This window comes from Sphingobium sp. SA2 (genome assembly GCF_032227065.1).
GTDB lineage: Bacteria > Pseudomonadota > Alphaproteobacteria > Sphingomonadales > Sphingomonadaceae > Sphingobium.
On the sequence record NZ_JAPMXX010000006.1, the window covers coordinates 2,481,597 to 2,505,281 of the forward strand.

At 64.0% G+C, this 23,685-nt stretch carries 23 protein-coding genes; 10 read left to right on the forward strand and 13 right to left on the reverse strand.

The window, feature by feature from the left end; all coding sequences use genetic code 11:
- Positions 1 to 11 precede the first annotated feature (11 nt).
- Positions 12 to 1,112, forward strand: a complete 1,101-nt coding sequence (locus OVY48_RS19725) for a hypothetical protein (protein WP_313924140.1) — start codon at positions 12 to 14, stop codon at positions 1,110 to 1,112.
- Complete coding sequence (locus tag OVY48_RS19730) at positions 1,109 to 2,488, forward strand: HAMP domain-containing sensor histidine kinase (RefSeq protein ID WP_313924141.1); 1,380 nt, start codon at positions 1,109 to 1,111, stop codon at positions 2,486 to 2,488. The genes OVY48_RS19725 and OVY48_RS19730 overlap by 4 nt, the downstream gene beginning before the upstream one ends.
- Positions 2,489 to 2,492: 4 nt before the next feature.
- Here the strand turns inward: OVY48_RS19730 and OVY48_RS19735 are convergent, their stop codons facing one another.
- Positions 2,493 to 4,769, reverse strand: coding sequence for a UvrD-helicase domain-containing protein (locus OVY48_RS19735; protein ID WP_313924142.1), 2,277 nt, complete (start codon positions 4,767 to 4,769; stop codon positions 2,493 to 2,495).
- Between the two features lie 103 nt (positions 4,770 to 4,872).
- Here OVY48_RS19735 and OVY48_RS19740 point away from each other — a divergent pair, with 103 nt between their 5' ends.
- The 3 genes from OVY48_RS19740 to OVY48_RS19750 all read left to right on the forward strand — a co-directional run bounded on the left by OVY48_RS19740 (position 4,873) and on the right by OVY48_RS19750 (position 6,838).
- A complete protein-coding gene (locus tag OVY48_RS19740; RefSeq protein ID WP_313924143.1) occupies positions 4,873 to 5,268 on the forward strand; it encodes a GFA family protein in 396 nt (131 codons plus the stop codon).
- A 240-nt stretch (positions 5,269 to 5,508) separates the two neighbouring features.
- Positions 5,509 to 6,273 carry a hypothetical protein gene (locus OVY48_RS19745; protein ID WP_313924144.1) on the forward strand — a complete coding sequence of 255 codons (765 nt, stop codon included), beginning with the start codon at positions 5,509 to 5,511 and terminating at the stop codon, positions 6,271 to 6,273.
- Positions 6,274 to 6,445: 172 nt separating this feature from the next.
- Entirely contained in the window at positions 6,446 to 6,838 is a 393-nt protein-coding gene (locus OVY48_RS19750) for a Fe-S oxidoreductase (protein ID WP_313924145.1), read from the forward strand.
- On the opposite strand, the gene OVY48_RS19755 is transcribed toward OVY48_RS19750, so the two are convergent.
- A complete protein-coding gene (locus tag OVY48_RS19755; protein ID WP_313924146.1) occupies positions 6,801 to 7,274 on the reverse strand; it encodes an Rrf2 family transcriptional regulator in 474 nt (157 codons plus the stop codon). The two genes, OVY48_RS19750 and OVY48_RS19755, sit on opposite strands and share 38 nt — an antisense overlap.
- A 109-nt stretch (positions 7,275 to 7,383) precedes the next feature.
- On the opposite strand from OVY48_RS19755, the gene OVY48_RS19760 reads away from it, so the two are divergent.
- Positions 7,384 to 7,830 (forward strand): globin domain-containing protein, encoded by a 447-nt coding sequence (locus tag OVY48_RS19760; RefSeq protein ID WP_313924147.1) that lies wholly within the window; start codon positions 7,384 to 7,386, stop codon positions 7,828 to 7,830.
- Here OVY48_RS19760 and rsmD read toward each other — a convergent pair.
- Entirely contained in the window at positions 7,815 to 8,366 is a 552-nt protein-coding gene (rsmD, locus tag OVY48_RS19765) for a 16S rRNA (guanine(966)-N(2))-methyltransferase RsmD (protein ID WP_069064715.1), read from the reverse strand. The two genes, OVY48_RS19760 and rsmD, sit on opposite strands and share 16 nt — an antisense overlap.
- Positions 8,363 to 9,499, reverse strand: a complete 1,137-nt coding sequence (locus OVY48_RS19770; RefSeq protein ID WP_313924148.1) for a pseudouridine synthase — start codon at positions 9,497 to 9,499, stop codon at positions 8,363 to 8,365. The genes rsmD and OVY48_RS19770 overlap by 4 nt, the downstream gene beginning before the upstream one ends.
- A 177-nt stretch (positions 9,500 to 9,676) precedes the next feature.
- Between OVY48_RS19770 and OVY48_RS19775 the strand changes: the two genes are divergently transcribed.
- On the forward strand, positions 9,677 to 10,132 hold the full coding sequence (locus tag OVY48_RS19775; protein WP_313924149.1) for a response regulator: 456 nt from the start codon (positions 9,677 to 9,679) through the stop codon (positions 10,130 to 10,132).
- A 73-nt stretch (positions 10,133 to 10,205) separates the two neighbouring features.
- A complete protein-coding gene (locus tag OVY48_RS19780) occupies positions 10,206 to 11,531 on the forward strand; it encodes an AmpG family muropeptide MFS transporter (RefSeq protein WP_313924150.1) in 1,326 nt (441 codons plus the stop codon).
- Here OVY48_RS19780 and OVY48_RS19785 read toward each other — a convergent pair.
- The 7 genes from OVY48_RS19785 to OVY48_RS19815 all read right to left on the reverse strand — a co-directional run bounded on the left by OVY48_RS19785 (position 11,516) and on the right by OVY48_RS19815 (position 17,935).
- Positions 11,516 to 11,956 carry a DUF6628 family protein gene (locus OVY48_RS19785; RefSeq protein WP_069064712.1) on the reverse strand — a complete coding sequence of 147 codons (441 nt, stop codon included), beginning with the start codon at positions 11,954 to 11,956 and terminating at the stop codon, positions 11,516 to 11,518. The genes OVY48_RS19780 and OVY48_RS19785 overlap by 16 nt on opposite strands.
- A gap of 67 nt (positions 11,957 to 12,023) precedes the next feature.
- Positions 12,024 to 13,346, reverse strand: a complete 1,323-nt coding sequence (locus OVY48_RS19790) for a folylpolyglutamate synthase/dihydrofolate synthase family protein (protein WP_313924151.1) — start codon at positions 13,344 to 13,346, stop codon at positions 12,024 to 12,026.
- 25 nt (positions 13,347 to 13,371) lie between these two features.
- The gene (accD, locus tag OVY48_RS19795) at positions 13,372 to 14,223 is read right to left on the reverse strand and encodes an acetyl-CoA carboxylase, carboxyltransferase subunit beta (protein WP_037473822.1); all 852 of its coding nucleotides are present in this window, start codon (positions 14,221 to 14,223) and stop codon (positions 13,372 to 13,374) included.
- Positions 14,220 to 15,038 carry a tryptophan synthase subunit alpha gene (gene trpA, locus OVY48_RS19800; protein WP_313924152.1) on the reverse strand — a complete coding sequence of 273 codons (819 nt, stop codon included), beginning with the start codon at positions 15,036 to 15,038 and terminating at the stop codon, positions 14,220 to 14,222. Before trpA ends, accD begins: the two co-directional genes overlap by 4 nt.
- Positions 15,039 to 15,040: 2 nt before the next feature.
- Positions 15,041 to 16,282, reverse strand: coding sequence for a tryptophan synthase subunit beta (trpB, locus tag OVY48_RS19805; RefSeq protein ID WP_313924153.1), 1,242 nt, complete (start codon positions 16,280 to 16,282; stop codon positions 15,041 to 15,043).
- Positions 16,283 to 16,380: 98 nt separating this feature from the next.
- Positions 16,381 to 17,025, reverse strand: a complete 645-nt coding sequence (locus tag OVY48_RS19810) for a phosphoribosylanthranilate isomerase (RefSeq protein ID WP_313924154.1) — start codon at positions 17,023 to 17,025, stop codon at positions 16,381 to 16,383.
- Positions 17,026 to 17,056: 31 nt separating this feature from the next.
- A complete protein-coding gene (locus tag OVY48_RS19815) occupies positions 17,057 to 17,935 on the reverse strand; it encodes a lauroyl acyltransferase (protein WP_313924155.1) in 879 nt (292 codons plus the stop codon).
- Positions 17,936 to 17,988: 53 nt separating this feature from the next.
- On the opposite strand from OVY48_RS19815, the gene OVY48_RS19820 reads away from it, so the two are divergent.
- Complete coding sequence (locus tag OVY48_RS19820; RefSeq protein WP_313924156.1) at positions 17,989 to 19,098, forward strand: glycosyltransferase; 1,110 nt, start codon at positions 17,989 to 17,991, stop codon at positions 19,096 to 19,098.
- Here the strand turns inward: OVY48_RS19820 and OVY48_RS19825 are convergent.
- Both OVY48_RS19825 and gyrA read right to left on the reverse strand, forming a co-directional pair.
- Complete coding sequence (locus OVY48_RS19825) at positions 19,095 to 19,442, reverse strand: DUF952 domain-containing protein (RefSeq protein WP_313924157.1); 348 nt, start codon at positions 19,440 to 19,442, stop codon at positions 19,095 to 19,097. The genes OVY48_RS19820 and OVY48_RS19825 overlap by 4 nt on opposite strands.
- A complete protein-coding gene (gene gyrA / locus OVY48_RS19830; RefSeq protein ID WP_313924158.1) occupies positions 19,439 to 22,108 on the reverse strand; it encodes a DNA gyrase subunit A in 2,670 nt (889 codons plus the stop codon). The genes OVY48_RS19825 and gyrA overlap by 4 nt, the downstream gene beginning before the upstream one ends.
- Before the next feature lie 281 nt (positions 22,109 to 22,389).
- Here gyrA and OVY48_RS19835 point away from each other — a divergent pair, with 281 nt between their 5' ends.
- Positions 22,390 to 23,673, forward strand: a complete 1,284-nt coding sequence (locus OVY48_RS19835; protein WP_313924159.1) for a hypothetical protein — start codon at positions 22,390 to 22,392, stop codon at positions 23,671 to 23,673.
- The last annotated feature ends 12 nt before the right edge of the window (positions 23,674 to 23,685 follow it).

Consider the following 23,685-nt stretch of genomic DNA (forward strand, 5'->3'; position numbering starts at 1 on the left):
GACGTGCGATTATGCTGCACCGCATGAGCGTCTTTTCGTCCCTTGCCGGTTCGACAATGACGGATAGCTGGCCGATGACGCGAGTCATGGCGGGCATGTCCGCCGTGCCGGTTGGTCATGCCATCGACCTGGCCTTTTTCTTTCCGACGGACGAACGCCCGCGCCACGATGCGCTGATCGCGGAGACGCGGCGGCATTTGGGCGGCTGCCTGACCGCGATCGAAATGGCACTGCGCGTCTCGCTCGATCATGCCCCGGCCATCGCCACCGCGCTGTCGCCCTGGCCCGATCCCGTCTGCTGGCGGATGCTCTGCGATCAGCCCGCTATGCTCAGCCCCGCCTTGCTCGCCCACATGCAGATGCGCGCGGGCGTTACGCTGATGCTGCGCCAGTTCGGCCAGCCCGGTGCCGACCACATTACCGAGGAAGAGGGCGAACCGCTGCTGCGCGCCGACGATCCCCTGATCGGCAATGCCGTCTCGGCGCTCACTTTGGCCGAGGGCCGCTGGATTGCACGCGGCGGCGAGGATCAGCCGATGCGGCCCGACCTGCCCGCCGAACATCATGCCGAACTCGTCTGGACCGCCGCCGCCTGCCTCGCATCGATCGCGCGGCGTGGCGCGGGGGAGGCGGGCGACGCTCTGCTCGTCGCCTTCGAACGATCCGGCTGGGCCTTGCTCGCCGACCATGACGAAAGCGTCAGCCCGATTGCCGAAGCCGAACGGCTGGTGCGCGGCATGGGCGCGGCGGCCGATGCGCCCGACCTGCTCGGCGCAGCGCTCGATCAGCGGCGCTTCCTGCTCTTCGCCGCGCTTGCCGCGCGGCGGCTGCGGATGCGGGCGATGCAGGTCATCGACATATTGGTGATGGGTCCGGTGGCGCAGATCGCGACTTTGTGCCGGGCGCTGGGCGGGGCGGATGCCGATTATCGCCATCTGCTGCTGTCGCTCCGCCCGATTCGCCCCGCTCTGTCCGACCTCGCCATTGTCGAGGCGTCGGCCCATTATCGCGACTTGCCAGAAATGGCAGCCGATGCGGCGGTCAGCGCCCTGCGCACGCCCGCGCCCTTCCGCGCCAAGCTCGACCATCTGCTGCAAGTCACCGCCCGTTGAACATGCCGCTCCATCCGGCCATCGTGCGCGCATCCGTCGCCAGTGACGGACGGTTGCTGAGCGCCGACGCGCCGCTGCTCGCGTTGCAGGAAGAGGCGGGGGGCACTCTCGGCACCCTGCTCGTCATCCCCCAACTCGCCGCCATCGCCCGGCTGACCCAGCGCTTGGGCGTCCCCGTCTCGCGGCCCGTCGCTGCCGCCGCCGAGCGCGGCGATATCGACATGTGGGTGCGCGCCAAGCCCGATGGCGCGGGCGTGTCGCTGTCGATCATCGATTGGCAGGAACGGCCGATCCCGCTCGCGACGGTCGAACCGATCGACCGCGAAGCCGACATCGCCACCCTGGCCGAAGGCTGGACTTGGCAAGTCGACACCCAGTTGCGCTTTCAAATGGCGATGGACAATGGCGGGCCGCAGGGCGCGCTGCCGCGTGATCCCCCGCTGCCAGGCAGCCGCTTTTCCGCCTATTTCGACCTGCGCCCCGATGCCGATGGCGACATGGCGATGCTGCGCGGCTTTGCCCAGCGGCGCGCCTTTCGCGATCAGGACGCCGCGCTGGTCGGCCATCCCGCCCGCCTGTTCCGTCTGTCAGCCATTCCTCTGTTCGACCTTGCGGGCCAGCTCCTGGGCTATCGCGGCACGGCGCTACCGCTGGAACGCGCGGTCGCAGCGCCGCAGGTAGAGGAAGCGCCCGTCACGCTCTATCCCGGCGAATTCGGCAAACGGCTCGACCGGTCTCTACGCCAGCCACTGGGGCGGATCATCGCCAATGCCGATACCATCAGCGCGCAACGCGATGGGCCGCTTCGCCCCGACTATGCGGGCTATGCCAAGGATATCGCTTCGGCCGGGCGGCACCTGATGGCGCTGGTCGATGATCTCGCCGATCTTCAGGCGATCGACCGGCCCGATTTCGCGGTCATCGCCGAAGAGGTCGACTTGGCCGATCTGGGACGGCGCGCGGCGGGGCTGCTCACCGTCAAGGCGCTCGATCGCCGCATCACCATCCTGCCGCCGCCCGAGGATATGAGCCTGCCCGCCACCGGCGAATTTCGCCGCGTGCTGCAAATTCTCGTCAACCTCATCGGCAACGCCGTGCGTTATGCGCCCGAAGACACGCAGGTCCGCATCGTTACCGAATCCGCGCCCGGCGAAGCGCGCATCATGGTGATCGATCAGGGGCAGGGCGTGGCGCTCGCCGACCGCGAACGCATATTCGAGAAATTCGAACGGCTCGGCCGCGACGATGCGGGCGGGTCGGGCCTCGGCCTCTATATCTCGCGCCGCCTCGCGCGGGCTATGCACGGCGACATCCGAATCGGCGGCGCACCGGGCGAAGGCGCCCGCTTCATCCTGTCGCTCCCCCGCGCCGACTAACCGCTCAAGGCAGCGAGACGAAGCTGTCCATCACCCGCTTGCGCCCCGCCGTCTCGAAATCGATCTCCAGCTTGTTGCCCTCAATCTCCGCGACGATGCCATAGCCGAATTTCTGGTGAAAGACGCGCAGCCCCACCGCCATGTCGCTGCGCCCCTTATTGCCGATCGATACCGCCGACGCGCGCGCCTCGACGATCCGCACGGGTTCGCGGCTGAACTGCCCCGATGATTGCGCCCGCTGCCAGCCCGGCCCGCGCCCGGTGCCACGTTCGACATGGGCGAACGGGTCTTCCCGTTCCGACCAATTGGCCCGCCACAAGGACGCGCCACCGGTCATGCTGCTCTCTTCTTCGACATGCTCCGGCGGCAATTCGCCCACGAAACGCGACGGGATCGAGCTGGTCCACTGACCATAGATGCGCCGATTGGCGGCATGGAGTATGGTGCAACGCTTGCGCGCCCGCGTGATCGCGACATAGGCCAGCCGCCGTTCTTCCTCCAGGCTGTTGAGCCCGCCTTCGTCCAATGCCCGCTGCGAGGGGAAAATACCTTCCTCCCACCCGACCAGGAAGGTCGAATCAAATTCCAGCCCCTTGGCGGCATGGATGGTCATGATGGTGATCTTGGCGGATTCGGCCTGCGCCTCATTATCCATAACCAGCGAGACATGCTCCAGAAACGCGCCCAGCGTCTCATATTCTTCCATCGCGCGCGCAAGCTCGGACAGATTCTCCAGCCGCCCCGCGCTTTCGGTGCTGCGTTCGGCCTGCAACATCGCGGTATAGCCGCTCTCGTCCAATATCTGTCGCGCCAGTTCCGCATGCGGCAATTGCGCCGCCCGGTCGCGCCAGCGCGCCAGATCGCCGACGAAGCTGCCGAGCGACCGCCGCGCCTGCGGCGTCAACTCGTCTGTATCCAATATCCGCGCGGCGGCATGGAGCAGCGGGATGCCCTCGGCCCGCGCCAGCCGATGCAACTTCTCCACGGCCTTGTCGCCCAGCCCCCGCTTGGGCACATTGACGATCCGCTCGAACGCCAGATCGTCGGCGGGTTGGTTCACCAGCCGCAAATAGGCCAGCGCATCGCGGATTTCGGCGCGCTCATAGAAGCGGAAGCCGCCGACGATGCGATAGGGCAGGCCGATCTGGATGAAGCGATCCTCGAACTCGCGGGTCTGGTGCTGCGCGCGCACCAATATGGCGACCTCGTCCAGCGAACCGCCATCGCGCTGGATCGTCTCGATTTCGTCGCCGACGCGTCGCGCTTCCTCCGGCCCATCCCATATGCCGACGACGCGCACCTTCTCGCCCACGTCGATGTCGGTCCACAATGTCTTGCCGAGCCGAGTACCATTTTCGGCGATCACCCCGGATGCAGCGCCCAAAATATGCGGGGTCGATCGATAATTCTGCTCCAGCTTGATGATCGTCGCGCCGGGAAAATCCTTTTCGAACCGCAGGATATTGGCAACCTCTGCGCCACGCCATGAATAGATGGACTGGTCGTCATCGCCGACGCAGCAGATATTCTTGCGCGTCTGGGCGAGCAGCCGCAGCCACAGATATTGGCTGGAGTTGGTGTCCTGATATTCGTCCACTAATATGTAGCGAAATCGCTCCTGATAGCTTTGCAGCACATCGCGATGCTTCTTCAAAATTGTCAGAACATGCAGCAGCAAGTCCCCGAAATCGCAGGCATTAACCGCGCGCAATCGCGCCTGATAGGCGGCATAGAGCTTCTGCCCCTGGCCATTGGCATAGCCCTCGCTCTCACCCGCGCCGACATCCTCCGGGGTCCAGCCCTTATTCTTCCACTGGTCGATCAAGCCGCCCAATTGCCGCGCGGGCCAGCGCTTCTCGTCAATCCCTTCGGCTTGAATCAACTGCTTCATCAGCCGCAATTGATCGTCGGTGTCGAGGATGGTGAAATTGGATTGCAGCCCCACCAGTTCGGCATGGCGGCGCAGCATCTTGGCCGCGATGGAATGGAAGGTGCCGAGCCATGGCATCCCCTCCACCGCCGGGCCGATCATCTTGCCGACCCGCTCGCGCATTTCGCGCGCGGCCTTGTTGGTGAAAGTCACGGACAGAATCTGCGAGGGATAGGCGCGGCCAGTGGCCACCAGATGCGCCAGCCGCGCGGTCAACGCCGCCGTCTTGCCCGTGCCCGCACCCGCCAGCACGAGCACCGGTCCTTCGGTCGTCAGCACGGCTTCGCGTTGGGGCGGGTTCAAACCCCGCAAATAGGGCGGATCATTGGGCGTGGGCGCAGGAAGAGTCATGGAGGACAACTAGGGACAGGGGGCGGCAGGGGCAAGGCATGACCCTTGCGGCGAAGCGCCTTCTATGAGAACAAAAGGCGAATCATGCAAGGGAGGACGCGCGATGTTGTCAGGGGGATGCCATTGCGGTGCAATCCGCTACGAAGCCGAGGGCGAACCGGCGCATAGCGCGCTGTGCCACTGCAAGGATTGCCGCACCAGTGCGGGCGCGCCCATGGTCGGTTGGGCGCTATACCCGCAGGATGCGGTGACGATCAGCGGTAAGCCGGTCGAATATCGTTCGTCGGAACACGCCATCCGCCATTTCTGCGGAACATGTGGTTCGGGGCTGTTCTACACCAATGCTACGATTTTCCCCGGCAAGATCGACATCCAGACCGGGACGCTGGACGATATCAGCGCCCTGCCGCCGCAAGCCCATATCCAGATGGCCGAAGCCGCCGACTGGATGGCCAACGCCCATCTGTTGCCCAAATTCGATCGCTTCCCCGTGGAATAGCGCTATCCTTCCGTTTGGCGTTATTCACGTACGATTGCCGACGAGCTTGCTGTCATGCATCGTCGCAAGCGCCTTACTTAATAAACAGTTAGTGCGAGGGTCTGATGCCAAAGAACAAGAGCGCCAAGTTTCGCGAAGAGATCGAAAGACAGGTGGCCGCTGGCGAATTGAGTCTCACTGAGGCTGAAGAGGCGCTTGATCAGATGGTGCGGCGAGCATCTAGCTCTCAAGGCTGGTAAGATGACCGCTTTCGATGAAGTCCGCGAGCAGATTCACTGGGCAGAGACGTGCATTGAACACGCAAGGGCAAAAATCACCGCCTACATCCAAAACGATGCCTTCGCAGCCGAAATAAAGGTGGACGCTGAGACTGGAGAGTATGTCCACAAGATCAAGTTGATTAGGCCCGTGCCCATTTTCATCAAGGGCAATTTGCGCAATGCTATGGTCGATCTTAAGCACGCATTCGACATGGCTCTTCACGCAGCTGCCCGCACCCTCGGCGCCTCTAGTTTTGACAGTAACTACCCTTGGGCGGATACCCCGCACGGTTTGTGCGCCATCATTGAGAAGCGGCAAAGCAAACCGAATACGAGATTGCCGGAAATACTAGTTCATGAAATCAGGCGGCAAGAGCCATATGGTACTGGAAAAGGATATCCCGGAGGAAATGATCTCATCAGGCAGGTTGCAAAGATGGCTAACGACAAACATTCTATTGGCATCGTCGCAGCCGCCCAAGTCCAAAGCGTCTCCTTTAAGACGATAAGGATCAATAAAGGGGAGATTGACCTCGTTAAGGCTTGGAATCCTGTTAAAAAAGAAATCGAGATTGCCCGTTTCCACGGGGACATAATTTACGATAACCCGAAGATGACGGGTAACGTATTTTTCGAGCGCGTCGGTAGTTTGGGAATTAGACCTGCGATCGAAACGGCGACTAACTTTTGCAACGGCGCGAAGGCATGCCTTGAAGGGTTCGAGGCTGTGTGCGCGAACGATTGAAGTGCCGGCAGCGCCCATTGTCGTAGGTAAGTCGTTTACTATACCGCCTTCCTCTCGCGGCATTCCCGCCTCCTTTCGTCGCCAGTGGCGGAACGGAGGCGATAGGGTGCCGGTTCTCTGCCTCGCCCACGCAGCAGAACGGGGCAGAGACAAGAATAGGAAGGATCACCCCATGAAATCCATCATGCTTGCCGGAGCCGCCCTGATGGGCATCGCCTCGATCAGCAGCGCCGCCCTGGCGCAGCAAATGCCCGCCAGCCAAGCCCCCGGTAACGCCATGACGCCGCCGACCGACCCGTCCATGGCCCCGCCACCGCCGCCCGCCAATGATCCCAATGCCGGCATGCCAACCGGATCGGTGCCAAGCGACCCCGGCATGGTCCCGGCACCGCCCGGCGCGCCCAGCGATCCCGCAGCCCCTATGGGATCATCGTCCAATCCGGTAACGGTCGGCGGCAACATGACGCCACCGCCTGCCGAGGCAAAGGACTATACGGTCTGCTCGAAGACGGTGACGGACAGTTGCATCAATCCGGCTGACGCGCGGAAGATGCGCAAGCGCTGAACCTGTCGGCAGGAGCGGGCAGGGCGGCGATCAGCGCCGCCAGCCCGCTGCGGTCGTGCGCCGCGTCGGCCAGCGTGGCCTCATCCAGCACGGTCAGGAACGCGGCGGTCGCCTGCGACAGCAAAGCGGACAGGCCACAGGCACCGCGAATGACGCAGGCGGGACAGTCCGCCATCCGCATATCCGGTTCGCAATGGCGGACAACCGCGCCGATGCTGATCGCCTCCGCCGGTCTGGCGAGCAGGAACCCACCCCCGCGACCCCGCTGAGTTGCGATGAATCCCCCCTTCGCCAGATGGTGGACCACCTTCATCAGATGGTTGCGCGACAAGAGATGCGCGTCCGCTACTTCGCCGATCGTGGCGCGGCCCGTCGGCGACACCGCCAGATGGATCAAGACGCGCAGCGCGTAATCGGTGTGGCGGGTCAATTGCATGCCCGATGGCGGTAGCGGCGATGCGTGCGCACAGAAACATATATATTATTTACATCTTAAAAGATGCGGATTAGATACACCTTATTCCCTCCTGAAAAAGGCGTTACCTATGTCCGCTTCGCTGTCCGATTCGACGATCGCCATCGTGAAATCCACCGGCCCCGCCTTGCGCCAGCACGGCGTCGCCATCACTACCGCCATGTATGCGCGTCTGTTTCAGGATGCGGAGGTGAAGAGGATGTTCGACCAGGCCGCACAGGTCAGCGGCGAACAGCCAAAGCGGCTGGCCGCCGCGATCCTTGGCTACGCGGAAAATATCGACAAGCTGGGCGCGCTGGACGGGGCTGTCGCCCGCATGGTCGCGCGCCACGTCCAGACCGGCGTGAAGCCGGAACATTATCCCAAGGTCGCCGCCGCCCTGCTCCCCGCCATCCGCGAAGTGCTGGGCGAACAGGTCGCAACCGATGCGGTGCTGGATGCCTGGGCGGAGGCCTATCAGTTCCTGGCCGACATACTGATCGCCAAAGAAGAAATCGCCTATCAGGCGGCCGCCTGAACCTCCGCACGGAGCAGGGTGATCCGGGCCTTGCCCACATCCCGCACCGTGTCGATGGTAAAGCCCTTCACCGCCACATCCTCGCGCTTGTCGGTCTCGATGCTGATCCAGCTCGCCGGACTGGTCCACCCCAGCCGCGACAGCTTGTCGAGCGCGACCTGCCCCGCGCCGGTGCCATAGGGCGGGTCCATGAAGATGAGGTCGAGCGGCTTGGCGGCCTGCCCCAGCGTCAGCACGCTTGCCGCGCGAATGTCGGGACGGATGCCCAGCCGCTCGGCATTGGCGCGGATCGCGTCGAGCGCGGGCTTGTCCTGTTCCACGAACAGGCAGGAGGCCGCACCGCGCGACAGCGCCTCGAACCCCAGCGCACCGGACCCTGCGAAGAAATCCGCCACGGCCAGTCCCTCGAACGATCCGATCCGGCTGGTCAGCATCGAAAACAATGCCTCGCGCGTCCGGTCGCCGGTGGGACGGGTGGCATCGCCCTTAGGCGCGGTCAGCGGGCGGCCGCGCCATTGGCCCGAAATGATCCTCATTTCGCGTCCTTCAATGTCTTGCGGAATATCGCCAGATCCTGTTCGCTGACTTCGGCCACCATGCCGATCGGCAAGTCGGCCAGGACGAACGGACCATAGCTGGTGCGGATCAGGCGGTTGACCTGCAACCCCAGATGTTCCAGCACGCGCCGCACTTCGCGATTCTTGCCTTCGGTCAGGGTCATTTCGATCCACTGGTTGCGCCCGGTGCGCCGTTCCAGATTGGCTTCGATCGGGCCATAGCGAACGCCATCGACTTCCAGCCCGTCGAACAAATCTTCCAACTGCTGCTGGCTGATCTCGCCAAAGGCGCGCGCCCGATAGGTGCGCGGCACGCCGGTCGAGGGCAGTTCCATCTGCCGCTTGAACCCGCCATCGGTGGTGAGCAGCAACAGTCCCTCGGTATTCATGTCGAGCCGCCCGATCGGGATGACGCGGGGCAAGTCGTCGGGCAACCGATCATAGATGGTCGGCCGCCCGACCGGATCGCGCTCGGCCGTCAGGCAGCCGCTCGGCTTGTGGAACAGGAACAGCCGGGTTGGGGCAGGGGCCGCGACCGCCACGCCGTCCACCGCGACGCCCGCAAGCGATGCGAGCAAAGTGGCGGGCGTCTCGACCGTCGCGCCGTCCAGCGTGACGCGGCCTTCCTCGATCATCCGTTCGACTTCCCGGCGCGAGGCGATGCCAGCGCGGGCCAGCAGTTTGGCGATACGCTGCGGCTCACCTTTGCCATCGCTGGCGGCAGCATGGGCAGGGTGCGGATTGGCGGTGGTCTTGGGGCCAGTGCCCGACCGGCGTGGTGGCTTGTTCGCCCAGGGCTTGGCGGCAGCGCCAAAGGCTGCGCCGCGCGGCTTATCGCCGTCATTGCGCCGGGGCGGCCGCGCGGGTGCATCGGCCTTGGCAGTCACAGGCCGGGTGCGGTCGCGTCCAGTGCGGTCCCCACTGGGAGCGGCATCGGGCCGTGGGCCACGACCTGGCTGGACACGCTCGCCCGGCTTGGCAAAGCGCGGCTTGCCGCCCGTCGCTTCGTCGCGACCCGGCGCAAAGCCCGGCCGCTTGCCGGGGCCACCGGGGCGTTTAGGGCCGCCGGGGCCGGACCGGCGTGGCGGTCCTGATTTTTTCGGCGGTTCCACGGATAAGTTCCTTTGCGTAGGCTCTGGCTCTCCCCATATGGGCAATAAGCCAGCAACAGGCTGAAATGTGCCGTCCCGGCGCTTGAGCGAGGGGGTAAAAACCCACCGCTTCGGCAACCCGGCGCGGGGGCGCGGCGTTTGTTCGGTTGCATGGCGGAAACAGGGCGGACTTGGCAAATGTTTTTCGGGCTTTTGAATAGCGGGAGCGTGCGCCTCCCGCGCCGCAAGGCGATTCGCACCGTGTTGGTGGTGGAGGATGAGCCGCTGGTCGCGTTCGACAATGAACATGCGCTGGAACAGGCCGGATACAGCATCGCCGCGACGGTCGATGATTATGACCATGCCGTCGCGGTGATCGACGGCGGGGAATTGGATCTCGTCATTGCCGACGTCGCGCTTCATGGCCCCAAGAGCGGCATCGATGTCGCCCGCCATGCTCATGCCAAGGGATTGCCGGTGCTGTTCGTGACCGGCCATTGCCCGATCGACGCCCGCGAACTGGCGGTCGGATGCCTTGCCAAACCCTATGCCCCCCGCGACCTGGTCGCCGCGATCCGGGTGATCGACGCCCGGCTGCGCGGCGCACGTCCGCCACGCTTGCCGGTAGGCCTCAGCCTGTTCGAGCCGAACTGACCCCACGCAGCGCTTGCCAGCCCGGCGCGAGGCCATATGGTGGCGCGCAACAGGACGAGACCGGGGGAATGAAGTGACTGACGCCATTGCGGGCCGCAAAAGCTGGCTCGACGCCGTGAAACCCTATGTGGAAAAAGCGCCGCTGGCTGCCTTCTTCCTGGGGGTGTCGTCGGGCTTCCCCTTTGCCATGATCGGTGCGACGCTGACGACCCGGCTGGCGCAGGACGGCATAGACAAGAAGGCAGTCACCGCCTTCACGCTCGCTTTCCTCGTTTATAATCTCAAATGGCTTTGGGCCTGGCTGGTCGATGGCGTCCGCTTGCCGCTACTCGGCCGATTGGGCCAGCGCGTCTCCTGGCTGGTCTTTGCCGGACTGCTGGTCATGGCGGCGGTCGTCAATCTGGCGCTGGTTGATCCCTCCGCCAGCCTGATCCAAACCGCCTATGCCGCCATTCTGGTCGGGGTGGCAGGGGCCACGTTCGATATCGTGATCGACGCCTATCGCATCGAAACGTTGAAGCCCGAACAATTGGGCGTCGGGTCGGGCATGTCGCAATATGGCTGGCGCATCGGATCGGTCGCGGCGGGTGCCTTGGCACTGGTGCTGGCGGCGCGGATCGGCTGGCAGGGGGCCTATATGGCCTGCGCCATATTCGCGTTGCCCGCCATGCTGACCGGCCTGCTGCTCGGCGAACCGGAACGGCATCGCGATCCGCTGGCGCGTCGGGGCGCCAGCGAATTGTGGCAATCCATTTCAGGACCGCTGCTCGAATTTTTCCGCCGACGCGGGGCGATGCTCGTGCTGCTGTTCATCCTGCTCCACAAGATCGGCGACACGCTCGCCAATCTGACGTTCCGCCTGCTGTTCGACGATATGGGGTACAGCAATGACGAAATCGCCATCTATGACATCGGCATTGGATTCTGGGCCTATCTGATCGGCATCTTCATCGGCGGCATCCTCTATGCCCGGATCGGCATGAAGCGGTCGGTGCTGCTCAGTCTGATCCTGATGGGCGTGTCCAACCTCAGCTTCGCGGCACTGGCGGCGCTGGGCAAAAGCAATTGGGGTATGGCCGGCGCGATCGGGTTCGAGAATTTCGCGAGCGGGATCGGCGGCGTCACTGTCGTCGCTTATTTCTCGGCCTTGTGCGACCTGCGCTTCACGGCGGCGCAATATGCGCTGATCTCGGCGGCGGCCAGCATCGTCGGACGGTTCCTGACCGGCACGACAGCGGGCGGTCTGATCGAACAGTTCGGCTATGTCGATTTCTACCTGTTCACCACCCTGGCGGCGATGCCGGGGATCGCCCTGTTCTGGCTGATGATGCGCGCCGGGCTGATCGACGCTAGCGTCGGCACGGCCGCCACCGAGCGCACAGCTCAGCCGCCCGAATAGAGTTCGAGCGGCCTTCCCAGATCGGCATGCGCCTGCGCGACTGCTTGCATGCAGGTCAGTGCTCCAAGCGCATGGTCGTTGCCGAGCAGGTCGCTTAATTGCTCATAAGCGGCGTTGGGGTCACGCAGCGCTTCGCCTGTCGCCTGCATCAACATCCCCTCATCCGCGGTCATGCGGGCGCAGCAGCAGGGGGCGACCAATATCTTGCGGCTGGAGGCACGCGCGAGTTCCAGCATCATCGCCCGCATCAGCACCAGCGGGCGACGATAGCTGCGCCCGAACGCGCCGAGCATGGCGTTGGCGGCATGGGCATCATTAACGCCCGCGCTGGCCATGCGGCGCATGACGAACAGGAATAGCCGGTTGCCATAGCCCGTCGGCATGGGCCGGGGCAGATCGATGGGGGAGGTCTCTCCATGAGCCATGATGATACGCCTTCTGCGGTGATTGCTCTCCGCAGACTACGCTATTGCGAGTTAGTCGCAAGTGTAATCAGTCGGGCAATTGCGCGTTTAGTCGCAAAATTTCGCCCGCCAGATAGAGCGAGCCGCCGATCAGCAGCTTAGGCGCTGGGTCGCCCTGCGCGGCTATGGCCGAGATAGCGCCTTGCGCATCGGCATGCGCCGTGCAGCCAATGCCCCATTGTGCCGCGATCGCGGCGAAGCGTTCCGCCGGATGATGATCATGACCCGGTACGGGCAGCGCGTGGATATGGGCGATCCGTCCGGCAAAGGGCGCGAGGAAGGCATCGACATCCTTGTTGGCCAGCATGCCGATGACGAGTTGCAGCTTGTGGCCTTCCAGCCGGTCCGGCGTGAAGAAGGCGCTGATCGCCTCGCCTGCGCCCGCATTATGCCCTCCATCGAGCCAGGCGGTGGCACCGGCGGGCAATAGCGCCAGCAGCGGGCCATGGTCGAGCCGCTGGAGTCGCGCGGGCCAATGTGCCCAGAGCGGCGCGGCCTTGAGTGCGGCATCGGAGAGTGGGACAGCGTTTTGATGGCGCAGCATGGCAAAGGCCAAAGCGGCATTCTGGACCTGATGCGCGCCCGCCAAGCGGGGGAGCGGCGCGTCAATCCGACCCTGATCATCGCGATAATGGAGCCGGTCGCGATAGACCGCCGCGTCCCAGCCATCGCCTTGGGCGATCCAGGTGGTGCGCGCCTTGGCGACGGCGTCGATCATCACCGGGAGGAGCGATTCGGCATAGCGCTGCGTCACCAAAGGCGCGCCGGGCTTGGCGATCCCCGCCTTCTCCGCCGCGATCTGGGCCAGCGTGTCGCCCAAAAAGGCCTGATGATCGATACCAAGCTGGGCAATGCCGCAGACGACCGGATCGGTAATGATGTTGGTTGCGTCGAGACGTCCGCCAAGGCCCACTTCGATGATGCAGGCGTCGGCGGGATGTTCGGCGAAGGCGAGAAACGCGGCTGCTGTGGTGACTTCGAAGAAGCTGGCGCCGATCCCCTCGGCGATGTCCAACACGCGTGCGAGATAGCGGGCGAGCGCTTCGTCGCTGATCAACTGCCCCGACACGCGAATACGTTCGTTGAAGCGCACCAGATGCGGCGAGGTGAAGACATGGACGGTCTTGCCATCCGCTTCCATCGCGGCGCGCAGGAAGGCGCAGGTCGATCCCTTGCCGTTGGTGCCCGCCACATGGAAAACCGGGGGCAGGGCGCGGTGCGGATCGCCGAGCCGCGTCATCAACTGGGTGATGCGCTCCAGCCCCAATATGTCGGCACCGGGCGACAGCAACCAGAGCCGGTCAAGCTGCGCCTGAACCTGCGGGTCGTCCGAAACGGCATGATCGGCCATAAGCGCGTCCCCCCGGCGCGTTGGTTCAGGCGGCGATGCGCGGCGTAAGATAGCCGATCACGCGCGCCAGCGTATCGCGCAGTTCATGACGATGGACCACCATGTCGATCATGCCATGATCGAGCAGATATTCGGCGCGCTGGAACCCTTCGGGCAGCTTCTCGCGGATCGTGCTTTCAATGACGCGCTGGCCCGCAAAGCCGATCAAGGCATTGGGTTCGGCGATCTGCACGTCGCCCAGCATCGCATAGCTCGCCGTCACGCCGCCGGTGGTCGGATCGGTCAGCACGACGATATAGGGCAGGCCCGCCGCGTGCAGCTTCTGGATCGCCACGGTGGAGCGGGGCATCTGCATCAGCGACAAAATGCCCTCCTGCATCCGCGCGCCGCCGGCGGCCGTGAAGATGACATAGGGGCAATGATGGGCGATGGCGTCATTGACGCCCTGGATGAAGGCCGCGCCCACGCCCATGCCCATGGAGCCGCCCATGAAGGCGAAATTCTGCACGCCCAGAACCAGCGGCACATCATCGATCGCGCCGCGCGCGTTGATCAGCGCGTCCTGATCGCCGGTCGCGGCGCGTGCCGCGCGGATGCGATCGGGATAGCGTTTGGTGTCGCGGAATTTGAGCGGGTCTTCCTGTACCTGTGGCGTCGGCAGCAGGATGAAACCGGCGTCGAGGATCTGCTCGAACCGCTCAGCCGGGCCGATGCGGCCATGATGGTCGCAACGCGGACAGACGGAGAGATTATCCTCCCACTCCTTGATGAACAGCATTTCCGAACAGGATGGGCATTTATGCCATAATGTTTCGGCGGTCTGTTCCTTCCGGGCGATGAAGGGGATGGCCTTGCGGACGCGGTTGATCCAGCTCATGCGGCAGTCTCTTGGATTTTGGAGGTGAGCGCGCCGGACAGGGCAGCGACAAATTGCTGAACGAAGGGCGCAGCGGCATCGCCATGGCTGCCGACGATATCGACGATGGCCGAGCCGACCACCACGCCGTCGGCGATCCGGCCGATGGCGGCGGCCTGTTCGGGCGTGCGGACGCCGAAGCCGACCGCAACCGGCAGGTCGGTGGCGGCTTTCAGGCGGCTGACCGCCATGTCGATATTGGCCTGGGCCGCCTGCTGCTTGCCGGTGATCCCGGCGACGGAGACATAATAGAGGAAACCGCTTGCGCCTTGAAGCACCGCAGGCAGGCGCGCGGTATCGGTCGTCGGCGTGGCCAAGCGGATGAGGTGAACGCCCGCGTTACGCAGCGCCGGGCCGATCTCGGCATCTTCCTCCGGCGGCGCATCGACGCAGATGACGCCATCGACGCCAGCGGCCTTGCACTGGTCGGCGAACCAGTCGGACCCGCGCACCAGCATCGGATTGGCATAGCCCATCAGCACGAGCGGCGTGTCGGGGTGACGCGCACGGAAATCGGCGGCTAGCGCGAAGATATGCTTCGTCTTAGTGCCTGATCCCAAGCTCCGCAGATTGGCCAGTTCGATCGCGGGGCCATCGGCCATCGGATCGGTAAAGGGCATGCCCAGTTCGATGATGTCCGCGCCGCCCGCGACCAGCGCGTCGAGAATGGCGGGCGTCGCCGCGACATCGGGATCACCGGCTGTCACGAAAGTGATCAGCGCGGCGCGTCCTTGCGCCTTGCAGGTGGCGAAGCGGGTCGAGAGGCGGTCAGTCATGCTCACATTTCCACTCCCAACGCTTCGGCGACGGTGAAGATGTCCTTGTCGCCCCGGCCGGACAGGTTGATGACGATGATATTGTCCGCATCCATGGTCGGCGCGACCTGTTCGGCAGCGGCGATGGCATGGGCGGATTCGAGCGCCGGGATAATGCCCTCAAGCGCAGACAGCTTCTGGAAGCTCGCAAGCGCCTCATCGTCCGTGATGGGCATATACTTAACCCGGCCGATCTCATGCAACCAGCTATGCTCCGGGCCGATGCCGGGATAATCCAGCCCCGCCGAAATGCTGTGCGCTTCGGTAATCTGGCCGTCTTCGTCCTGCAGTAGATAGGTGCGGTTGCCGTGGAGAATGCCCGACGCGCCGCCCGCAAGCGAGGCTGCGTGCTTGCCCGTCAGGCCTTCGCCCGCCGCTTCCACGCCGATCATGGCAACGTCGGAATCGTCCAGGAAGGGGTGGAACATGCCGATGGCGTTGGAACCGCCGCCGACCGGGGCGATCAGCATGTCGGGCAGGCGACCTTCGGCTTCCATGATCTGGGCACGGGTTTCCTTGCCGATGATCGACTGAAAATCGCGCACCATTTCAGGATAGGGATGCGGACCTGCCGCCGTGCCGATGATGTAGAATGTGTCATGCACATTCGACACCCAATGGCGCAGCGCATCGTTCATCGAATCCTTGAGCGTCGCCGACCCGGAGGTGACCGGAATGACCTCGGCCCCCAGCAGCTTCATGCGGAAAACGTTGGGGCGCTGGCGCTCCACATCCTTGGCACCCATGAAGATCTTGCATTCCATGCCGAACAGCGCAGCGACGGTCGCGGTGGCGACGCCATGCTGACCAGCGCCGGTTTCCGCGATGACCTTCTTCTTGCCCATGCGGCGGGCGAGTAGCGCCTGGCCGATGCAATTGTTGATCTTGTGCGCGCCGGTGTGGTTCAACTCTTCGCGCTTCAGATAGATTTTCGCGCCCTTGCCCGTCGGCGCATTGGCACGCACCGCTTCGGTCAGGCGGCTGGCATAATAAAGCGGATTGGGGCGGCCGACATAATGTTTGAGGAGATGGTCATATTCCTCCTCGAACGCCGGATCTTCTTTCGCCGCCTTATAGACTTTTTCGAGGTCCAGGATCAGCGGCATCAGCGTTTCGGCGACATAGCGGCCACCAAAGGCGCCGAAATGGCCATTGGCATCGGGCTGCGATCGCAGGCTGTTGGGCAAGGTTATCGTGTCGGTCATGATTTCAATCTTTCAGGCATGAAGGGCGGTTCGCTTCGATCAGGGGAGAAGCGATCAGCGCCATCGTATCCCGATGCGCTCGACTGGAGCGGTGAGCGTCAACATGCGGATACCGCTTTGCAGAAGGCCATGATCTTGTCCACACTCTTGATGCCGGGCGCGCTTTCCACGCCCGAAGATACGTCGATCAGGGGGGCGTCGGTGATGCGGACGGCTTCGGCGGCATTGTCAGCCGACAAGCCACCCGACAGGCCCCAGGGCATTGGGATCGAAAGGCCACGCAGCAACGTCCAGTCGAAGCGCAACCCCATGCCACCGGGCAAGGCGGCACCATCGGGCGTCTTGGCGTCGAACAGCAAGAGATCGACCGCGCCGACATAGGCAGTGGCGGCATCGATATCGGCGCGGGTCTTGACCGAAATCGCCTTCCAGACGGGCAGCCCGAAGCGCTGGCGAATGGCGGCGGCGCGTTGCGGGCTTTCCTTGCCATGAAGTTGCAGCGCGGTGAGCGCGCCGCCGCTGGTCAGTTCGACCAGCAGATCGTCGGTAGGATCGACCACGACGCCGACCTTTTCCATATGCGCAGGCGCGATGGCGGCCAGCGCGGCGATCTGGGCCGCATCGACATGGCGCGGGCTTTTGGCGAAGTGGACGAAGCCGATATGGCTCGCCCCTGCACGCACGGCCGCGCCAACGGTGTCGGGCGTGGAAAGGCCGCAGATTTTGATCGCGAGTCGGGACATGCAGGGGCTTTAGCGGGCAAGTGCGCCCAAGTCACATGACCGGTGGGGCAGTGGGCGCATGGCCCGGCTGCGTCAGGTCCATATCGTGCAGCGCCAGCCATTCGTCGGCATGATCTATACAGGCCTGCCCCAGAAAGGCGTCGGCGGCGGCGACTATCTCTTCGTCGCTCATCGTCTGCGGGTCGAGGGGCGGATGCCAGTGCAGCCGGAAGTGGGGTCCGTTCGTCCGCGCGAGATAGAAGGGCAGGAAGCGGGCATTGACCTTGCGCCCCAGGCGCAACGCGACGGACAGATTGCCCGACGGTGGAAGGGTACGCCCCAATTTGGGAAACCAGACCTGAAAATCGCGTCGTTCGTCGAGCAGGATATAGAGGCTGGCGCGCGTATGGCTGGTCAGATGCTTCAATATCCGGCGCGCCGCGCCATCGCCGGTGATCGTTTCACCCATATAGCTTCGCCGCGCCTTTTGCAGTTGCGCGGCCGTCCGTTCGTCGCGCGGCGGCGCATAGACGCCGAGGCCGGGTCGGTCGGTCAGTGCCTTGCCATGCGCGCCCAGCAAATCCCAATTGCCCAGATGCAGCGACAAGGCGAGCAAGGGGCGTGGCCCGTCCAGCACGGCCTGATAGCCCGCGCGATCGACGACCTCGACATGCGCGCCGTTCACCAGCCGATCGACATTGGCGAGTTCAGCCAGCGTCCGCCCGATGTTGCGCCAGCGGCGGGTGAGCATCGCTTCCCGCGCGGCCTCGTCCAGATCAGGGCGGAGCAGCGCGAGATTGGCGCGGGCACGGGCGTCGCGCAGTTTCATGCGCGGGCGCGCTCCATGGACGGACAGCCATCCGCCAAGCCAGGAGGCCGACCGGGCGGGCAGCACGCGCATTAGGGAAAAAAGAAAGGGGTTGGAGAGCATATGCCGCCCGTCATACAGCAGGCGGCGAGACGGTAAAGAGGTGCGCGGCGGTCATGATCTGGGTCTGGATTGTCCTTCAGGGACTGACGCTGCTGGGGGTCATCAACTATTGGCGGCATATGCCGGTCGATCGCCGCGAGGAAAGGCCCGATGGAGTGGTCGTGATCGTGAGCGTGCGGGACGATTGGGATGGCGGTGCGGCGCTAATGGCGCGGCTGGCGGCGCAAAGCGCGCCCTTCCGACTGCTCATCGCGACTTCGGGGGCTTGCCCTGCTGCGGAGATGCTGGTCGGGGATAATGTGCAGGTCGTGCATGCCGGTGTGGCGACGGACGAGGGGCAGAAGGTCCACAAGCTCCGCGCGGCCCTGCGGGCACTACGGCCCGATGACCGGTGGCTGGTCTTCATCGATGCCGATATCGAACCGCCCGCGCGGTTGGTCGGTCGGCTGCTCTTTCCTCTGGTGCGCGACAAGGCGGATATTGTGACGGGCTATCGGCTGTTGCTGCCGGGGCGAGGATTTATGGCCGCAATGGTCGGCGCGGTCGAGATGCAATTGGCAACGCTGCCGCGTGCCGCGAGTGCGACCCTACCCTGGGGCGGCGCGATGGCCCTGTCCCGCACGGTGGCGGAGCGACTGGACCTGGATGCGGTGCTGGCCGGGCGACTGTCCGACGATATGGCGATCGGCCTCGCCGGCTGGCGCGCGAAACTGCGACTGCGGCCGGTGCGCGATCTGCTGGTCGCGAGTCCGCTTGACGGACGTGCGGGCGACCTGCTCGGTTTTGGGGTGCGGCAATATCGCCATATCGGCACCAACAATCTGGGCATGTGGGCGCTGGCGACGGCGGTGGTGGCGGTGCAGTCCTGCGCGTGGCTCTGGGCGTTGGGCTGGGGCGGCTGGGGGGCGATCGCGATCGGCTATGGCGCGGCCTGGGGCAGGGCAATGGTGCGGCGGCGGATCATCGGTGCGGTGCTGGACCCGGACCAGGCGAAACGCGCGACGCGCTCGCTCTGGTGGGATTGCATCGCGCCCTTTGCTGTAAGCTGGGCGCATCTTATCGTTCAGGTGGCGGCAGTGATGTCCAACCATATCCGCTGGGGCGGTTGGGACTATTGGATGCAGCGCGGGAAGGTGGCGCGGATGGCGCGGGTCGTGCGCTAAAAGCCTGCGGGAAAGGAATGCTTCCTATCGTCGCCGATGCGCAGCACGACCTTGCCCGCTACCGCACTGATCGGCAGGTCGGCATAGAGATGCGGGAAGAGCGCACCGCCGCGCGATTCCTCCCAGCGGATCGCCTCGCCAAAGGGAGCGAGGTCGACCATCACCATGACCAGTCGGTCCTGCCCCGCAAAATGTTTGGCGACCGTTTCGGCCGCCTGATCGCGGGTCGACAAGTGGATATAGCCATCGGCCAGGTCGACCGGCGCACCCTTGAAGACGCCATCGGCCTTGAACTGATCATATTGCTCGGCGGTCAATATCTTATAGGCGAAGAGGTCGCTCACGCCTCTTCGGCCTCCGGCGCGTCTTCATTTTCCTCGATCTTGGCGGCGCTGACGACATGCTCGTCCTTGGCGACGTCGAAAAGGCGCACGCCCGCCGAATTGCGGCCGATGACGCGCAGGCTGTCCAATCCCATGCGAATGAGTTTGGCCTGATCGGTGACCAGCATCAACTGGTCACCCTGGGTTGCGGCGAAGCTGGCGACCACGGGGCCGTTGCGGCCGATATTGTCGATATTGGTGATGCCCTGACCCCCGCGCCCGGTGCGGCGATAGTCATAGGCAGACGACAATTTGCCATAGCCATTGGCGCAGACGGTCAGGATGAACTGCTCCCGCTCACGCATCAGCGCAAACATCGCCTGATCGGCCATCTCGCCTTCCTTCTCCGGCTTCCAGGGAGCGAAGCGCAGATATTCTTCACGCTGTTCCTGATCGGCGCCGGAGCGGTGGAGGATGGAGAGGGAGATGACTTCGTCATCGCCCTTGAGTGTCATGCCGCGCACACCGGTCGAGGTGCGGCTCTGGAATTCGCGGACATCGGTCGAGGCGAAGCGGATCGCCTTGCCCTGCCGCGTGGCGAGCAGAACGTCGTCGTCTTCCGACAGAAGCGCCACGCCAATCAGCCGATCATCGCTGCCTTCATCGAAGCGCATGGCGAGTTTGCCGTTGCTCGGCACATTGGCGAAGGCATCCATGCTGTTGCGGCGCACGGTGCCGTTCGCCGTTGCGAACATGACGTGCAGATCCTTCCAGCTTTCCTCATCCTCCGGCAAAGGCAGGACGGTCTGGATGGTTTCCCCGGCGGCCAGTGGCAGCAAATTGACCATCGGCCGCCCGCGCGTCGCCGGACCACCTTCGGGCAGGCGCCAGACCTTCATGCGATAGACCTTGCCCGCGGTCGAGAAGAAGAGGACCGGGGTGTGGGTCGAGGTCACGAACAATTCGGTGATCGCATCCTCATCCTTGGTTGCCATCCCCGAACGGCCCTTGCCGCCGCGCGCCTGCGCCCGGAAACTCTCAAGCGGGGTGCGCTTGATATAGCCTTGCACGGTGACGGTGACGACCATCTCCTCGCGCTCGATCAGATCTTCGTCATCGATGCCGTCGGCAGCCGCCGTCATCTCGGACAGGCGCGGGGTCGCGAATTCGCGTTCGATCGCTTCCAGTTCTTCGCGCATCACGGCGTAGAGCTTCACCCGGTCGCCCAGGATGGCGAGATACTCGGCGATGGCTTCGGCCAGACCAGCCAGTTCCTTGCCGATTTCGTCGCGACCCAGCGCCGTCAGGCGATGCAGGCGCAGGTCGAGGATGGCGCGGACCTGCACTTCCGACAGTTTGTAGACTTCACCCGAAATCTCGGTGTCGATGGCTTCGACCAGGCGGATATAATGGGCGATCTCGCTGATCGGCCATTCGCGCGCCAGCAGCTTTTCGCGGGCCTCGGCGGGGCTGGACGAACCGCGGATGATCTTGACCATCTCATCGAGGTTGGTGACCGCAACGACCAGGCCGAGCAAGATATGCGCCCGTTCGCGCGCCTTGTTCAGCTCGAACTTGGTGCGGCGGGTGATGACCTCTTCGCGGAATTTGATGAAGGCATCGATGATCTCGCGCAGGCCCAGCAATTCGGGGCGGCCGCCGCGAATGGCGAGCATGTTGGCGGGAAAGCTCGACTGGGCAGGCGTGTTGCGCCACAATTGGTTCAACACGACTTCGGGCGTAGCGTCGCGCTTGAGGTCCATCACGATCCGCACGCCTTCGCGGCTGGATTCGTCGCGAATGTCGCTGATGCCTTCGATCCGCTTTTCCTTGGCGGCTTCGGCGATCTTCTCGACCAGGCCGTTCTTGCCGACCTGATAGGGGATTGCGGTGAGGACGATCGACTGGCGATCGCCGCGCCCTTCCTCGATCACATAGCGCGAGCGCATCATGATCGAGCCGCGGCCGGTATGATAGGCCGACTTCGCGCCCGACTGGCCCAGGATCAGCGGAGCGGTGGGAAAATCGGGACCGGGAACAATGGCGATCAGTTCATCGGTGGTGATGCCGGGATTGTCGATATAGGCGAGGCAGGCGCGCAGCACTTCGCCGAGATTATGGGGCGGAATGTTGGTCGCCATGCCAACGGCAATGCCGCCTGCGCCATTGACGAGCAGATTGGGGAAGCGCGCAGGCAGAACCTGCGGCTCATGTTCCGACGCATCATAGTTGGGCGTGAAATCGACCGTATCCTTGTCGAGATCCTCCAGCAAGGCGCCCGCCACCTTGGCCAATCGCGCTTCGGTATAGCGCATGGCGGCTGGCGGATCGGGGTCCATCGATCCGAAATTGCCCTGGCCGTCGATCAGCGGCACGCGCATCGACCAGTCCTGCGTCATCCGCGCCAAGGCGTCGTAGATCGAACTGTCGCCATGCGGGTGATATTTACCCATCACCTCGCCGACGAGGCGGGCGGACTTGCGATAGGGGCGGTTATAGAGAAAGCCCGATTCCTGGGCGGAAAAGAGAATGCGGCGATGGACCGGCTTCAACCCGTCGCGTACGTCCGGCAGGGCGCGCGAAACGATGACGGACATCGCATAGTCGAGATAGCTGGTCTTCATCTCCTCGACGATGGAGACGGGGCTGATGTCCGAAGGGTCGGCGAGGACAGTCTCGTCGGTCAATGCGATTCTCTTTTTTCGATGATGTTGGCTGTGTCCCGCGATCTCTAGCCGAGCGAAACAAATCTGTCACCCCTCGCGCGCAGACACGCGCTCGCGCGGGGGATCAACAAGCCGGGCTGCTATCGCATTGACCTTGCTGGAACGAAGCTGCGGGCATGACAGTTGCAAAATCAGCCGATATAGGCTTGTTCAATGCCCATTCACGCGCCGACCCCTAATCGGCGTTCAACCCCAAAACGCGCCTCTAGCCATCGGCCAGGCGTGCATAGGAGATGAGGATTATGCGTTTTGTTACCCCGTTCGCGCTCGTACTGGCTCTGGCCGTAACCGGTGGTGCCGTTTCGGCCCCTGCTTTCGCTGCCAAGAAGGACAAGAAAGAGGAAAAGGCAACTGGTCCCAAGCTGAACGTCACGCCTGACGTCATCAAGTCGCTGCAGACCGCGCAGAAGGCCGCCGAGGCGCAGGATTTTGCTGGTGCCAAGGCTGCGCTGGCGGAAGCCGACAGCAAGGCCGTGTCGAACGATGACAAATATCAGATCGGTGCTATCAAGCTGAACACGTCGATCGCGTCCAAGGATGCGGCGATGCAGAGCGAAGCGCTGACGCAGATGCTGGACAGTGGTTTGACGCCACCGGAACAGGCCGGGCAGTTCAACTCGATCGCGGCGAACCAGGCACTTGATGCCAAGAATTACGACCTCGCCATCCAGCGCGCTCAGGCGGCGCTGGCAGCTGGCGCGAAGTCGGAAAGCGTCAACCCGACCCTGGCGCAGGCTTATTTCGGTAAGGCAGGCACGACCAACGCCTCGGCAGAACCGGCCCGTGGCTTCAATGTGCAGGGTCTGAACGCGCTCAAGGCGGCCGCAGAGGCGATGAAGGCATCGGGACAGCAGGTGCCAGCACAATGGTATCAGATCGGTGTCAGCCGTGCCGAAGCCGCCAAGCTGCCGGATGTTACCGAATGGGCGAAGATGGCCTATCAGGCTGAACCCAGCGGCACCAATTTGCGGACGCTGGTACGCCTGTTCCAGCGCGCCAACCCGAACATTACCAACCGCGAAAATCTGGACGTATTGCGCCTCTTGGCCGCGTCGGATGGTTTGGTTGTCGCTGGTGACTATCTGGAATTTGCCGAAATGGCATCGAAGACGGGCATCTATGGCGAGGTCAAGTCCTCGATCGACCTTGGCCGTTCCAAGAATGTCTTGAACGCCACGCAGGGCGCTGACCTGTATCAGACCGCGACCGGCCGCATCGCGGGTGACAAGAGCACGCTGGGCGCGGCGGAAGCCGATGCTCGCAAGGCCGCCAATGGCAAGATCGCGGCGGCCACGGCCGACGCGTATCTTGGCTATGGCGACTATGCCAAGGCGGCATCGATGTTCGAACTCGCCAAGGAAAAGGGCGGCGTCGATGCCGACGAAGTCAACACCCGCATGGGCATCGCCAAGATGAAGGCGGGTGACAATGCCGCCGCCAAGGCCGCTTTCGAAGCCGTGCAGGGTGGCGCGCGCAAGCAGATCGCCGGTCTGTGGCTGGCCTATCTGGGCAGCAAGGGCGCCTGACCGACGGGCGCG